The 14,284-nt window shown below is 54.8% G+C and carries 10 protein-coding genes; 8 read left to right on the top strand and 2 right to left on the bottom strand.

Features of this window, described 5'->3' with window-relative positions:
* The 3 genes from N0B36_RS19615 to tadA are packed head-to-tail and all read left to right on the top strand — an operon-like array spanning position 1 to position 2,559.
* Positions 1-1,365 (top strand): PTS transporter subunit EIIC, encoded by a 1,365-nt coding sequence (locus N0B36_RS19615; protein WP_259688873.1) that lies wholly within the window; start codon positions 1-3, stop codon positions 1,363-1,365.
* A 3-nt stretch (positions 1,366-1,368) separates the two neighbouring features.
* Positions 1,369-2,004, top strand: a complete 636-nt coding sequence (gene yfhb, locus N0B36_RS19610; protein WP_016157167.1) for a phosphatidylglycerophosphatase C — start codon at positions 1,369-1,371, stop codon at positions 2,002-2,004.
* A 57-nt stretch (positions 2,005-2,061) separates the two neighbouring features.
* Positions 2,062-2,559: a tRNA adenosine(34) deaminase TadA gene (gene tadA, locus N0B36_RS19605; RefSeq protein WP_047501533.1), complete on the top strand. Its 498-nt coding sequence runs from the start codon at positions 2,062-2,064 to the stop codon at positions 2,557-2,559.
* A 48-nt stretch (positions 2,560-2,607) separates the two neighbouring features.
* Here the strand turns inward: tadA and mltF are convergent, their stop codons facing one another.
* Positions 2,608-4,158, bottom strand: a complete 1,551-nt coding sequence (gene mltF, locus N0B36_RS19600; RefSeq protein WP_016157165.1) for a membrane-bound lytic murein transglycosylase MltF — start codon at positions 4,156-4,158, stop codon at positions 2,608-2,610.
* Between the two features lie 257 nt (positions 4,159-4,415).
* Between mltF and purL the strand changes: the two genes are divergently transcribed.
* The 5 genes from purL to glnB all read left to right on the top strand — a co-directional run bounded on the left by purL (position 4,416) and on the right by glnB (position 12,793).
* Complete coding sequence (gene purL, locus N0B36_RS19595; protein WP_103766628.1) at positions 4,416-8,303, top strand: phosphoribosylformylglycinamidine synthase; 3,888 nt, start codon at positions 4,416-4,418, stop codon at positions 8,301-8,303.
* A gap of 560 nt (positions 8,304-8,863) precedes the next feature.
* Complete coding sequence (gene qseE / locus N0B36_RS19590) at positions 8,864-10,294, top strand: two component system sensor histidine kinase QseE/GlrK (RefSeq protein ID WP_049282310.1); 1,431 nt, start codon at positions 8,864-8,866, stop codon at positions 10,292-10,294.
* A 22-nt stretch (positions 10,295-10,316) separates the two neighbouring features.
* Positions 10,317-11,060, top strand: coding sequence for a two-component system QseEF-associated lipoprotein QseG (gene qseG / locus N0B36_RS19585; RefSeq protein ID WP_259688869.1), 744 nt, complete (start codon positions 10,317-10,319; stop codon positions 11,058-11,060).
* Positions 11,060-12,394: a two-component system response regulator GlrR gene (gene glrR, locus N0B36_RS19580; protein ID WP_304412487.1), complete on the top strand. Its 1,335-nt coding sequence runs from the start codon at positions 11,060-11,062 to the stop codon at positions 12,392-12,394. Before qseG ends, glrR begins: the two co-directional genes overlap by 1 nt.
* A 60-nt stretch (positions 12,395-12,454) precedes the next feature.
* On the top strand, positions 12,455-12,793 hold the full coding sequence (gene glnB / locus N0B36_RS19575) for a nitrogen regulatory protein P-II (protein ID WP_002914032.1): 339 nt from the start codon (positions 12,455-12,457) through the stop codon (positions 12,791-12,793).
* A 47-nt stretch (positions 12,794-12,840) separates the two neighbouring features.
* Here glnB and hmpA read toward each other — a convergent pair whose 3' ends face one another.
* Positions 12,841-14,031 (bottom strand): NO-inducible flavohemoprotein, encoded by a 1,191-nt coding sequence (gene hmpA, locus N0B36_RS19570; protein WP_200080360.1) that lies wholly within the window; start codon positions 14,029-14,031, stop codon positions 12,841-12,843.
* Between the last annotated feature and the right edge of the window lie 253 nt (positions 14,032-14,284).

Raw genomic sequence — 14,284 nt, 5'->3', positions numbered from 1 at the left:
ATGGATAAGACGGCGGTGCTGGCCAGCGACATTCTGCTGGGCGTAGGCGGAGAGCAAAATATTCTGCGCCTGGAAAACTGTATGACCCGCGTCAGGGTGGAAGTTCAGGATGACGATCAGATTGATATTCCCCGTCTCAGGCAACTGCCCGGTGTTAGCGGTTACGTGAAGCAGGGCGCGCAGCATCAGATAATCGTCGGCCCCGGTAAAGCTGCCAAGGTGGTGGATGCCATGCGCTCCCTGATTGCCGATGGCGGCGAGCGTGCAGATGTGAATAATATCGATCGCACCAAATCAGAGGCCAAAGCGAAGTACAAAGCGCCAATGAGCGATGCGCTGCGCAAGCTGGCGAACGTCTTTATCCCTCTTATTCCGGCGTTTATCGCCTCCGGTTTGATTACCGGCATTATTAACATCCTTAAGCGACCGGATATCGTGGGGGATTTTGCGACCCATAATCCGAATATGCTGGGGCTGATGGGCATATTTGGTAGCGCCGTGTTTGCCATCATGAATATTCTGGTTGGGGTGAATACCGCCAAAGTCTTCGGCGGCTCTCTGGCGATGGGTGGGGTGATGGCGGGGATCCTCTCCAGTCCGCAGCTGGCGCAGATTACCCTGTTTGGCGAAGCGTTGCAGCCGGGGCGCGGCGGGGTGATCGCAGTGCTGCTGGTGGTTGCGCTGATGTGTTGGATCGAGCGCAAATTCCGCGAGCTGTTGCCGGAATCGCTGGAGCTTATCCTTAACCCGCTGCTGACCACCATCATTACCGGGGCCATCGCGATTGTGGCGCTACAACCGCTTGGAGGCTGGATTTCTGAATCTATCGCTCACGGCGCATCCTGGGCTATCGACCGCGGCGGTTTCCTGGTTGGTGCCATACTGGCGGGAACTTTCCTGCCATTGGTGCTCACCGGACTTCATCAAGGGTTGGTGCCCATCCACGTTGAGCTGGTACAGGCGCACGGTTATAACGCGCTCTTTCCTATCCTGGCGATGGCAGGCGTTGGACAAGTAGGGGCTGCGATAGCGGTGTTGATGAAAACCCGCAATGCGCGGCTAAAGAAAGTGATCAAAGGAGCGCTGCCGGTCGGGCTGCTGGGTATTGGCGAGCCGCTTATTTTTGGCGTCACGCTGCCGTTGGGTAAACCGTTTATCGGTGCCTGCCTTGGCGGAGCGGTAGGCGGGGCGCTGATTAGCTACTGGAAGGTGGCGACGGTTATCACCTTTGGCATCTCCGGTTTGCCGCTGGCACTGACGATTGTTGCCGGAAAAGTGATGTTCTATCTGTTAGGCTATCTGGTAGCAGTTATCGCCGGGTTCCTGTTTACCTGGCTATTGGGGTTCAACGATCCAGAGGAATAAGGTTTGACCAATCACCAGCGCCGCGTTGTTTTTTTTGATTTGGATGGCACGTTACACCAGCAGGATATGTTCGGTAGCTTTATACGTTATCTGCTGCGTCGCCAGCCGCTGAACGCGTTGCTTGTGCTGCCTCTGCTACCGGTGATTGCGCTGGCGCTGCTGATACAAGGGCGCGCCGCCCGCTGGCCAATGAGCCTGCTGTTGTGGGGATGCACTTTTGGTCGTAGCGAGGCGCGTCTGAAAGGGCATCAGGCTGACTTTGTGCGCTGGTTTCGCAGTAACGTGACGGCCTTTCCGCTCGTGCAGCAGCGGCTGACAACCTACCTGTTAAGCTCTGACGCCGAAATCTGGCTTATCACTGGCTCCCCGCAGTCGCTGGTCGAGCAGGTGTACTTCGACACGCCGTGGCTACCGCGAGTCAATCTGATCGCCAGTAAAATGGCGCGGGGATTCGGCGGGTGGGTGCTGCCTCTGCGCTGTCTGGGCCATGAGAAAGTGACGCAACTGGAACGCCACATTGGTGCGCCGCTTCAGCTTTACAGTGGCTACAGCGACAGTAATCAGGACAATCCTCTGCTCTCTTTTTGCCAGCATCGCTGGCGCGTCACGCCGCGCGGAGAGCTACAACAACTCGAATAGAGTAAACGATAGCGTCTGTGTATAATGCGCCCGCTTTGATTACTGGAGTTACCCCCTTTGTCTGAAGTTGAATTTAGCCACGAATACTGGATGCGTCATGCTTTAACGCTGGCTAAGCGCGCCTGGGATGAGCGTGAAGTCCCGGTGGGCGCGGTATTGGTACATAACAACCGCGTGATTGGCGAAGGCTGGAACCGTCCGATTGGTCACCATGATCCGACTGCCCACGCTGAAATTATGGCGCTGCGTCAGGGCGGCCTGGTGCTGCAAAACTACCGTCTGTTGGATACCACGCTGTATGTCACTCTGGAGCCGTGCGTGATGTGCGCAGGCGCGATGGTGCACAGCCGTATCGGCCGGATCGTTTTTGGCGCGCGCGATGCGAAAACGGGGGCAGCCGGGTCATTAATGGATGTACTGCATCACCCTGGAATGAATCATCGGGTGGAGGTGACCGAAGGGGTGCTACGGGATGAATGCGCCACGTTGCTCAGTGATTTCTTCCGCATGCGTCGTCAGGAAATCAAAGCGCTGAAAAAAAACGCCAATTTGTAAATGCCGGTCTGATTGCCTGATGACGCTGCGCTTATCAGGCCTACGAGGCTACTTGTCCTCTTTTTTCTGCGGTGAAAACAGCAGGGAAGGGGAGTGCGACAGGTAATTTGACGACGTCTGAGACAAAAACGCCGAAAGCGGCAATTCATCTTTACCTATTAGCTCTGCCGGCGTCACCGCCGGGTAATCCTGCGCCAGTTGCTGCGTTTCAAGCGCCCGTTTTTCTTTCTCCTGCAGATACCCCACCAGGCTAATCTGGTACTTACGGATATTTTCTACATAAGCGTAGGCTTCGTGGCCACGTGCATAACCATAGGTCAGCTTGTTGTAATACGGCTTTTGGCTGAGCAGCGGCAGACGCTGTTTTACGTCGGACCAACTGTTCGGATTGCCTTTGGTTTTCACGGTCAGCGCCCGTGCATCCAGCATGTGCGCATAACCCATGTTGTAGGCTGCGAGCGCAAACCAGATGCGTTCCCCTTCGGGGACGGTATCGGGCACTTTACTCATCATATCCTGCAAATACCGTGCGCCGCCGCTGATGCTTTGTTCGGCATCGGTACGGTCGGTAAGTCCGAGACTTTGAGCGGTATTTTTGGTCAGCATCATCAACCCGCGTACGCCGGTCGGGGAAGTGGCCTGCGCGTCCCAGTGCGACTCCTGATAAGAGATTGCGGCGAGCAGTCGCCAGTCTATCTCCTGCGCATATTTCTCAAACAGCGGCTTAAGGTCCGGCAATACGCTGTCTACGGCGCGTAAAAAGGTGCGGGTATCAACATAGTCAAAATCATCGCCATGTCCGAGATACTTTTCTTCTAGTCGCGCCAGAGAGCCGTCTTCATTCATGGTGTTAAAAAAATCCAACAGGGCGGCAGACAGCGTGTTGTCATCGTCCAGGCGACTAAACCAGGTCACCGGCTGTTCGTCAGATACGTCCAGCGCTACGGCCAGTTCAGGATGTACGCGTTGGTATAAGCTGATGGCGACGGAATCGGCAATGGTGTAATCCAGCTTCCCGGCGATAACATCATCAAGCAGTTCAGTAGTGCCCTTTTTGTCATCCACCTTCCAGCTCAGATCGGGAAATTTATTCTCTTTAAGTAACTGGAGATCGTTAACAACCACGTGTCCCGGGGCGATGGTCAGCTGATTTTCGTTCACAGTGGCAAGAGTGCGCGGGCGGTATTGCCCAACCCGATACACCAACTGTTGTGAAACCGAATAGTAGGTTGGGCCGGGCTGGTAATTTTTCACCCGCTCGCTGTTATATACCAGGCCTGCGGCTAACAGATCGGCATGGCCGTTATCCAGGTCGTCAAAAAGCTGGCTGATGTTCTGGCGCACGGTGACTTTTAACTTCACGCCCAGGTAGTTGGCGAACGCCTGAGTCAGTTCATAATCCAGGCCAAATTTCTTGCCGTTGAGGGTCGCGTAAGTTAACGGCGAGTCGAGGGTACTGACGCGCAGTTCTCCCCGCGACTGAATGGCGGCGATACGATTTTCGGCTTTACCGAACCAGGGAATAGATGGCCAGAGGGCCGCTGCCAACAACAGCGTTAATATGCCGATGAACAGATAATTAATCTTTAATTTTTTCAATTAGTTAATTCTCTGAACCGTACGTTGTCTCTGCCTGCTGTGGTGATGATTAAGAAGTGAAGTCGTCATTAATGAGCGGCATTTTGCTTAAACTTGCGTCAGTTGGCAACTTATTCAGAAACCAGACCGCATTTGATGATAAGAGAAGGTCGTGATTTTATTTCGACGCAAACGGTTTCGTCGGCGCGGTAGATTCTTTATAATGACGCCCGTTTCCCCCACTTGGGCACACCGAAAGCTTAGAAGACGAGAGACTTATGATGGAAATTCTGCGTGGTTCACCTGCACTGTCTGCATTCCGTATTAACAAACTGCTGGCACGTTTTCAGGCTGCCAACCTCCAGGTCCACAATATTTACGCCGAGTACGTCCATTTTGCCGATCTGAATGCACCGTTGAATGAGGATGAGCACGCCCAGCTTGTACGCCTGCTGAAATATGGTCCTGCTCTTCACAGCCATGCCCCTGAAGGCAAACTGCTGCTGGTTACGCCTCGCCCTGGCACCATCTCCCCGTGGTCTTCTAAAGCGACTGATATTGCCCACAACTGCGGCCTGCAACAGATTAGCCGTCTGGAACGTGGCATTGCCTGGTATGTAGAAGCCTCTACGCTGACCGCTGAGCAGTGGCAGATGGTTGCCGACGAACTGCACGACCGCATGATGGAAACGGTTTTCTCTGCGCTGAACGATGCCGAAAAACTGTTTGTCCATCACCAGCCTGCGCCGGTCTCCAGTGTTGATCTGCTGGGTGAGGGACGCCAGGCGCTGATCGACGCTAACCTGCGTCTCGGTCTGGCGCTGGCGGAAGACGAAATCGACTATCTGCAGGATGCGTTTACCAAACTGGGACGCAACCCGAACGACATTGAACTGTACATGTTTGCGCAGGCTAACTCCGAGCACTGCCGCCACAAAATTTTTAACGCCGACTGGGTTATCGACGGTAAACAGCAGCCCAAGTCGCTGTTCAAGATGATCAAAAACACTTTCGAAACCACGCCGGACCACGTGCTGTCTGCTTATAAAGACAACGCCGCGGTAATGGAAGGTTCTGAAGTGGGCCGCTACTTTGCCGACCACAAAACCGGCCGCTACGATTTCCATCAGGAGCCAGCCCACATCCTGATGAAGGTTGAAACCCACAACCACCCGACGGCTATCTCTCCGTGGCCGGGCGCGGCTACCGGCTCCGGCGGCGAAATCCGCGACGAGGGTGCAACCGGTCGCGGTGCAAAACCGAAAGCCGGGCTGGTGGGCTTCTCCGTTTCCAACCTGCGTATTCCTGGCTTTGAACAGCCGTGGGAAGAAGACTTTGGTAAGCCGGACCGTATTGTTACCGCGCTCGATATCATGACCGAAGGTCCGTTGGGCGGCGCGGCATTTAACAACGAATTCGGTCGTCCGGCGCTGACCGGCTACTTCCGCACCTACGAAGAAAAGGTCAACAGCCACAACGGCGAAGAGCTACGCGGTTACCATAAACCGATCATGCTGGCGGGGGGGATCGGTAACATCCGTGCCGATCACGTGCAAAAAGGTGAGATCGTCGTTGGCGCCAAGCTGATCGTCCTCGGCGGCCCGGCGATGAACATCGGGCTTGGCGGCGGGGCGGCCTCCTCTATGGCTTCCGGCCAGTCTGATGCCGATCTTGATTTCGCTTCGGTACAGCGCGACAACCCGGAAATGGAACGTCGTTGCCAGGAAGTTATCGACCGCTGCTGGCAGATGGGCGATGCGAACCCGATCCTGTTTATCCATGACGTTGGCGCAGGTGGTCTGTCTAACGCCATGCCGGAGTTGGTAAGCGATGGCGGTCGCGGCGGTAAGTTCCAGCTGCGCGATATTCTTAGCGACGAGCCGGGTATGAGCCCGCTGGAAATCTGGTGTAACGAATCCCAGGAGCGCTATGTGCTGGCGGTTGCAGCTGACCAGCTACCGCTGTTTGACGAACTGTGTAAGCGCGAGCGCGCGCCGTATGCGGTGATCGGTGAGGCCACCGAAGAACAGCATCTCACACTGAGCGACAGCCACTTCGATAACCAGCCGATCGACATGCCGCTGGATGTGCTGCTGGGTAAAACCCCGAAAATGACCCGCGATGTGCAGACGCTGAAAGCCAAAGGCGACGCCCTGAATCGTGGCGAAATCTCGATTGCAGATGCGGTTAACCGCGTGCTGCATCTGCCGACTGTCGCTGAGAAAACGTTCCTCGTGACGATCGGCGACCGTACCGTTACCGGCATGGTGGCGCGTGACCAGATGGTTGGTCCGTGGCAGATCCCGGTAGCCAACTGCGCGGTCACCACCGCAAGCCTGGATAGCTACTACGGTGAAGCGATGTCTATCGGTGAGCGTGCGCCAGTTGCGCTACTGGATTTCTCGGCCTCTGCGCGTCTGGCGGTAGGTGAAGCGCTGACTAACATTGCGGCAACGCAGATTGGCGATATCAAACGCATTAAACTGTCGGCTAACTGGATGGCGGCTGCGGGTCACCCCGGTGAAGATGCCGGGCTGTACGAAGCGGTAAAAGCCGTTGGGGAAGAATTATGTCCGGCGCTTGGCCTGACTATTCCGGTGGGCAAAGACTCTATGTCGATGAAAACCCGCTGGCAGGAAGGTAATGAGCAGCGTGAAATGACTTCGCCGCTGTCGCTGGTGATCACCGCCTTTGCCCGCGTGGAAGACGTGCGCCACACGATAACCCCGCAGCTCTCTACTGAAGACAACGCCCTGCTGCTGATTGACCTCGGTCTTGGTCACAACGCGCTGGGCGCGACGGCGCTGGCACAGGTTTATCGTCAACTGGGCGACAAGCCTGCCGACGTGCGTAACGTTGAGCAACTGAAAGGCTTCTACGACGCCATTCAGGCGCTGGTCGCGCAGCGTAAGCTGCTGGCCTACCATGACCGTTCCGACGGCGGACTGCTGGTTACGCTGGCGGAAATGGCCTTCACCGGTCACTGCGGTATTGACGCTGATATCCACTCGCTGGGTGACGATCGTCTGGCGGCGCTGTTTAATGAAGAGCTGGGCGCAGTGATCCAGGTTCGCGCTGCTGACCGTGAAGCGGTTGAGGTGTTGCTGGCACAACATGGCCTGGCAGATTGCGTGCACTATCTCGGCCAGGCGGTAACGGGTGACCGTTTCACCCTGAGCGCCAACGGTCAGCCGGTGTTCAGCGAAAGCCGCACCACGCTGCGCATGTGGTGGGCGGAAACCACCTGGCAGATGCAGCGTCTGCGCGACAACCCTGAGTGTGCCGATCAGGAACACGACGCGAAAACCAACGATGCCGATCCTGGCCTCAACGTTAAACTGTCGTTTGATATCAACGAAGATGTTGCCGCCCCGTACATCGCTACCGGCGCGCGTCCAAAAGTGGCCGTGCTGCGCGAGCAGGGCGTGAACTCCCACGTCGAAATGGCGGCTGCCTTCCACCGTGCGGGCTTTGACGCCATTGATGTGCATATGAGCGACCTGCTGGGCGGACGCATCGGTCTGGGTAACTTCCAGGCGCTGGTCGCTTGTGGCGGTTTCTCTTACGGCGATGTGCTCGGCGCAGGGGAAGGCTGGGCGAAGTCGATTCTGTTCAACAACCGCGTCCGTGATGAGTTCGAAACCTTCTTCCATCGCCCGCAAACGCTGGCGCTCGGGGTGTGTAACGGTTGCCAGATGATGTCTAACCTGCGTGAACTGATCCCGGGAAGCGAGCTGTGGCCACGCTTTGTGCGTAACCACTCCGATCGTTTTGAAGCCCGCTTCAGCCTGGTCGAAGTGACGCAAAGCCCGTCTTTACTGCTTGCCGATATGGTTGGTTCGATGATGCCGATTGCCGTTTCTCACGGTGAAGGCCGTGTGGAAGTGCGTGACGGCGCGCATCTGGCCGCGCTGGAGAGTAAGGGGCTGGTGGCGCTGCGCTACGTTGATAACTTCGGTAAGGTGACCGAGACCTACCCGGCTAACCCGAACGGTTCGCCGAACGGAATTACTGCCGTTACTACTGAAAATGGTCGCGTCACCATTATGATGCCGCACCCGGAACGTGTATTCCGTACCGTGAGCAACTCCTGGCACCCGGAAAACTGGGGCGAGGACAGCCCGTGGATGCGTATCTTCCGCAACGCGCGTAAACAGCTCGGGTAATCAGCTCGATAACCTTTAAGCCCCTCTGCGTGAGGGGCTTTTTTTTGTCAGTCATTTTGTATGCCGCTATCCGACAATGCGTTTAAGTGTCGGGAAATCCCGACATAGGCGGGGTTACGCTGTCGCTAAAAAGAGACATTTAATTATATGATTTACAATGAATTTGTTTTTAAGTGCTGTGGGTGTTGCTGATTGGCGACAGTAAGGGTGAAAAATAGCCAAAATCATTTTTCATATGAATAAGAACATTTTTCATATTTATCATTGTGTTAATAAAGTGTTTTGAATATTGGCACAGATGCTGCATAATATAGCCCAGTGGCTCATTCACCTTCTTATGTCAGCCCCTTCGGGACGTGCTACATAAACTTCGAATGACGCACAACAAGGTGCCTGCCGTCCAACATCTGATATTAGCATCGCTCATATCAACCTTCGGGCGAAACGTCGAGTTAGGCACCGCCTTATTCCACAACAAAGCCGGGTTAATCCCGGCTTTGTTGTATCTGACGTTCCCCTCAGTTAGCATCAACCTATTCCTGTCCATTGAGAGTAACGCCTTGAAGCGCTGGTCTGTTTTCCCCCGATCTTTACGTCAATTGGTTACGTTGGCATTTTTGCTTATCCTGCTGCCGTTGTTAGTTTTGGCCTGGCAGGCGTGGCAAAGTCTGAATGCCCTGAGCGCGCAGGCGGCGCTGACGAACCAAACCACGCTGATTGACGCCAGACGCAGCGAAGCGATGACCAATGCCGCGCTGGAGATGGAGCGTAGCTACCGGCAATACTGTGTGCTTGATGACCCAACGCTGGCTAAGGTTTACCAGAGCCAACGTAAACGCTACAGCGACATGCTGGATGCGCATGCGGGCGTGTTGCCGGATACCAAGCTTTATCAGGCACTGCGTCAGGACCTCAACGATCTCGCGCAGTTACAGTGCACCAACAGTGGTCCTGATAGCGTGGCGGCGGCGCGGCTGGACGCTTTCGCCAGTGCCAATACTGAAATGGTACAAGCGACGCGCACGGTCGTCTTTTCTCGTGGGCAGCAGCTACAGCAGGAAATAGCCGAACGTGGGCAGTTCTTTGGCTGGCAGGCGCTGGTGCTGTTTCTTGTCAGCCTGGCGATGGTGTTGCTGTTTACCCGCATGATAATCGGTCCGGTGAAGGGCATAGAAAAAATGATCAATCGTCTGGGGGAAGGGCGCTCGCTGGGCGATAGCGTATTATTTACGGGACCCCGGGAGCTGCGCTCCGTGGGGCAGCGCATTATCTGGCTGAGCGAACGTCTCTCCTGGCTGGAGTCACAACGACATCAGTTTTTACGCCACCTGTCTCATGAGCTGAAAACGCCTCTGGCGAGTATGCGCGAAGGTACCGAGCTGTTAGCCGATCAGGTCGTTGGGCCGTTAACGCCAGAGCAAAAAGAGGTGGTCGGTATTCTCGATGACAGTAGCCGCAACCTGCAAAAACTGATTGAGCAACTGCTCGATTACAACCGCAAGCTGGCGGATGACGAGGTTGAGCTTGAACGTGTGGAAATCGCGCCGCTGGTGGAAAGCGTTGTTTCTGCACATAGCCTGCCCGCTCGCGCCAAAATGATACATACTGATGTTGCGCTTGCGGTGAACGCCTGCCTGGCAGAACCGATGCTATTGATGAGCGTGCTGGACAATCTTTATTCCAATGCGGTGCACTATGGCGCTGAATCCGGTAACATTTGGATCCGCAGCAGTTTGCATGGCTCAATGGTATACATTGATGTAATGAATACCGGCACACCGATTCCAGAAGCAGAACAGACCATGATCTTCGAGCCTTTTTTCCAGGGTAGCCATCAGCGAAAAGGGGCAGTAAAAGGAAGCGGGTTGGGGCTGAGCATTGCCAGAGATTGCATCCGCCGTATGCGGGGCAAACTGTATCTGGTTGATGAGCATGCGCAAAACGTTTGTTTTCGCATAGAACTGCCGCTATCTGCAGCGAAAAATCACTAAAATAAACCTAAGTCTGGTGAGTATGCCATACGTTGTTGTCCGAATGCTTAAACGACATTTTTTCCGTCGCGTCATCCTCGCAAGCCTGCCGTGTCTGGCGCTGGTAGGCTGCGTCCCGAACGCGGTGAATCATATTATCGGCGACCCCTCGCAGGAGAAAATTCCGCCTCATCAACTGGCGGACTACCTTGCAACCGACTGTAGCGATATCTGGTCGCTGTCTGGTCAGCCCACAGAGACCAATCCGCTGTACTGGCTGCGGGCGATGGATTGCGCCAATCGCCTGATGCCGGTACAGGCGCGTAGTGAAGCCAGCACGATGATGCCTGATACCTGGCAGGGGGCTTTCAGGCGCGGGATCCTGCTTGATAACGCCAACATTACGCCGCCTGAAAGGCGGGAGACGGTTACGCGCCTCGACGCATTAAGCCCGCAAATTCCGCAACAGGTACGCCCGCTGTATCAGGTCTGGCGCAGCAGTCAGACGTTGCAGTTGCAACTGGCCGAAGAGCGTATGCGCTACAGCAAGCTTCAGCAGGCATCAGACAGCGATCTTGATACGTTACGTCAGCAGCAACAACACTTGCAGTCTCAGCTCGATCTCACGACCCGCAAGCTGGAGAATCTGACCGATATCGAACGCCAGCTTTCCACGCGCAAACCTGCCGGTAGTTACAACCCTGATGCGCCGCACGGGAACGATAAACTCACCCCACCTGATAACGAGGAAGGCGCAGCGTCGTCTGCCGATGAGGTCACGCCATGATAAGCCGTAAGCCCGCGCATCTGCTGCTGGTGGATGACGATCCCGGCCTGTTGAAATTACTTGGAATGCGCCTGACCAGCGAAGGCTACAGCGTCGTAACCGCAGAAAGCGGGCAGGAAGGGCTACGGGTGCTTAACCGTGAAAAAGTGGATCTGGTTATTAGCGATCTGCGCATGGATGAAATGGACGGCATGCAGCTGTTTACTGAAATCCAGAAAGTGCAGCCGGGAATGCCGGTTATTATCCTCACCGCTCACGGTTCCATCCCCGACGCCGTTGCGGCGACTCAGCAAGGGGTGTTCAGCTTTCTCACTAAGCCGGTCGATAAAGACGCGTTATACCATGCGATCGACGGGGCGTTGGAACAGTCTGCGCCTGCCGCTGATGACAGCTGGCGTGAGTCCATCGTCACCCGCAGCCCACTGATGCTGCGCCTGCTGGAACAGGCGCGCATGGTGGCGCAATCGGACGTAAGCGTATTGATCAACGGCCAAAGCGGAACCGGGAAAGAAGTTTTTGCCCAGGCCATTCACAACGCCAGCCCGCGCAGCCACAAGCCTTTTATTGCCATTAACTGTGGCGCATTGCCGGAACAACTGCTGGAGTCTGAGCTGTTTGGTCATGCGCGCGGCGCTTTTACCGGTGCGGTGAGCAATCGTGAAGGGCTGTTTCAGGCCGCGGAAGGCGGGACGCTGTTTCTCGATGAGATTGGCGATATGCCCGCGCCGTTGCAGGTTAAATTGCTACGTGTATTGCAGGAGCGAAAAGTCAGGCCGCTGGGCAGTAACCGCGATATCGATATTGATGTGCGGATCGTTTCCGCGACCCACCGTGATTTACCCAAAGCGATGGCTCGGGGGGAATTTCGCGAAGATTTGTACTATCGCCTCAACGTGGTGAGCCTGAAGATCCCGGCGCTGGCCGAGCGTACGGAAGATATTCCGCTGCTGGCAAACCATCTGCTGCGCCAGTCTGCTGAACGACACAAACCGTTCGTGCGCGCCTTTTCGACCGATGCCATGAAACGGTTAATGACCGCCAGTTGGCCTGGTAACGTGCGTCAGTTGGTTAACGTGATTGAGCAGTGCGTGGCGTTGACCTCTTCGCCGGTGATCAGCGACGCGCTGGTGGAGCAGGCGCTGGAAGGGGAGAACACCGCGCTGCCGACCTTTGTTGAAGCGCGTAACCAGTTTGAACTCAACTACCTGCGTAAGCTGTTGCAAATTACCAAGGGCAATGTGACCCATGCGGCGCGAATGGCGGGGCGCAACCGCACCGAATTCTACAAGTTGCTCTCTCGCCATGAGCTGGATGCAAACGATTTCAAAGAATAAATCTGCGGATTATGTTAGTTTTATTCGATCAAAAGACAGGCGACCTTTTCAAGGAATAGCATGAAAAAGATTGATGCGATTATTAAACCCTTCAAGCTGGACGACGTCCGCGAAGCGCTGGCTGAAGTCGGCATTACCGGTATGACTGTAACAGAAGTGAAAGGGTTTGGCCGTCAGAAAGGCCATACTGAGCTGTACCGTGGTGCGGAATATATGGTGGATTTTCTGCCGAAGGTAAAAATTGAAATTGTGGTCACCGACGACATCGTCGATACCTGCGTCGACACCATTATTCGTACTGCCCAGACCGGTAAAATCGGTGACGGTAAGATTTTTGTCTTCGACGTGGCACGCGTGATTCGTATTCGCACCGGTGAAGAAGACGACGCGGCAATCTAAGCCGCGCCGTGCTTGCCTGATGGCGCAGCGCCATCAGGCATGAGTAATTACAAGACTTTATGCGGGCCGAAGCATTCGTAATGAATGTTCTCGTTTTTCACGCCCAGACCGATCAGCTGCTTCGCGGCAAACTGCATAAAGCCAACCGGACCGCACAGATAAAACTGCATCGCCGGATCGCTGATTGCGCCTTCCAGTCTGTTCAAATCCATCAGACCAACGCTATCAAACGCACCTTTCGCGCGATCGGCTTCGGTTGGCTCACGATACCAGGTGTGTGCGCTAAAGCGTGGCAGCGTTTTGCCCAGTTCATTCACTTCATCGGCAAAGGCATGTACATCGCCATTTTCTGCCGCGTGGAACCAGTTAACCTGCGCCGTATGATTCGCTTTTGCCAGCGTATCCAGCATCGCCAGCATCGGGGTTTGACCCACGCCTGCTGAAATCAGAGACACTGGGGTATCGGTCGCAACGTCCATAAAGAAATCGCCCGCAGGTGCAGCTAAGTGAACGACGTCGCCCACATTCGCATGGTTGTGCAGCCAGGTGGAAACCTGACCACCGTCTTCACGCTTCACAGCAATACGGTAGCCTTTGCCATCGGGTTTACGGGTCAGTGAGTACTGACGAATTTCCTGATGCGGGAAACCTTCCGGCTTCAGCCAGACGCCCAGGTATTGCCCCGGATGATATTCAGCCACTGCGCCACCGTCGACAGGTTCAAATTCAAAGCTGGTGATAAGCGCACTGCGTGGGGTTTTTGCCACGATGTGGAAAGGACGGGTACCTTCCCAGCCGCCATTTTTATTGGCATTTTCACTGTAGATCTGCGCTTCACGGTTGATGAAAACGTTCGCCAGCACGCCGTATGCTTTGCCCCATGCATCCAGAACTTCCTGGCCTGGGCTGAACATTTCGTCCAGCGTTGCCAGCAAATGGCCACCTACGATGTTGTACTGCTCCGGTTTAATCTGGAAGCTGGTATGCTTCTGCGCGATTTTCTCAACGGCAGGCAACAGCGCCGCCAGGTTCTCGATATTGCTGGCATACGCGGCAATAGCGTTAAACAGCGCTTCTCGCTGATCGCCATTACGCTGGTTACTCATGTTGAAGATTTCTTTCAGCTCTGGGTTATGCGTAAACATGCGATCGTAGAAATGTGCGGTCAGCTTCGGGCCTGTTTCAACCAGCAGGGGAATGGTGGCTTTCACTGTAGCGATGGTTTGTGCGTCAAGCATACGGTCTTCCTTTATCTGAAATTTTAATGATGTATGTCAAATGCATCTTATAAAAAATACCCCTGCATTGTAAATGGTTCTTTGTCACTTTGCGTTGTAAAGGTTACATCGTGAAAAATCTGCATCACAAACCTGAAAAGAAATCCGTTGAAATTCAGCAGACCTTTGTTCTCCAAAGCCTTGCGTGCCGTGAAGGTAATCGTTTGCGTAAAATCCTTTGTCAAGACCTGTTATCGAAGAATGATTCGGTTAT

The organism is Citrobacter sp. XY323 (assembly GCF_025106035.1).
GTDB lineage: Bacteria > Pseudomonadota > Gammaproteobacteria > Enterobacterales > Enterobacteriaceae > Citrobacter > Citrobacter braakii.
The sequence above is the reverse complement of the archived record's forward strand: the minus strand, read 5'-3'. Positions and strand labels throughout refer to the sequence as shown.

Excerpts from the sequence above, each read along its gene's own strand:
- N0B36_RS19615 (WP_259688873.1), top strand. The coding sequence starts at position 1 with ATGGATAAGACGGCGGTGCTGGCCAGCGACATTCTGCTGGGCGTAGGC.
- purL (WP_103766628.1), top strand. The coding sequence starts at position 4,416 with ATGATGGAAATTCTGCGTGGTTCACCTGCACTGTCTGCATTCCGTATT.
- qseG (WP_259688869.1), top strand. The coding sequence starts at position 10,317 with ATGCCATACGTTGTTGTCCGAATGCTTAAACGACATTTTTTCCGTCGC.
- glnB (WP_002914032.1), top strand. The coding sequence starts at position 12,455 with ATGAAAAAGATTGATGCGATTATTAAACCCTTCAAGCTGGACGACGTC.
- hmpA (WP_200080360.1), bottom strand. The coding sequence starts at position 14,031 with ATGCTTGACGCACAAACCATCGCTACAGTGAAAGCCACCATTCCCCTG.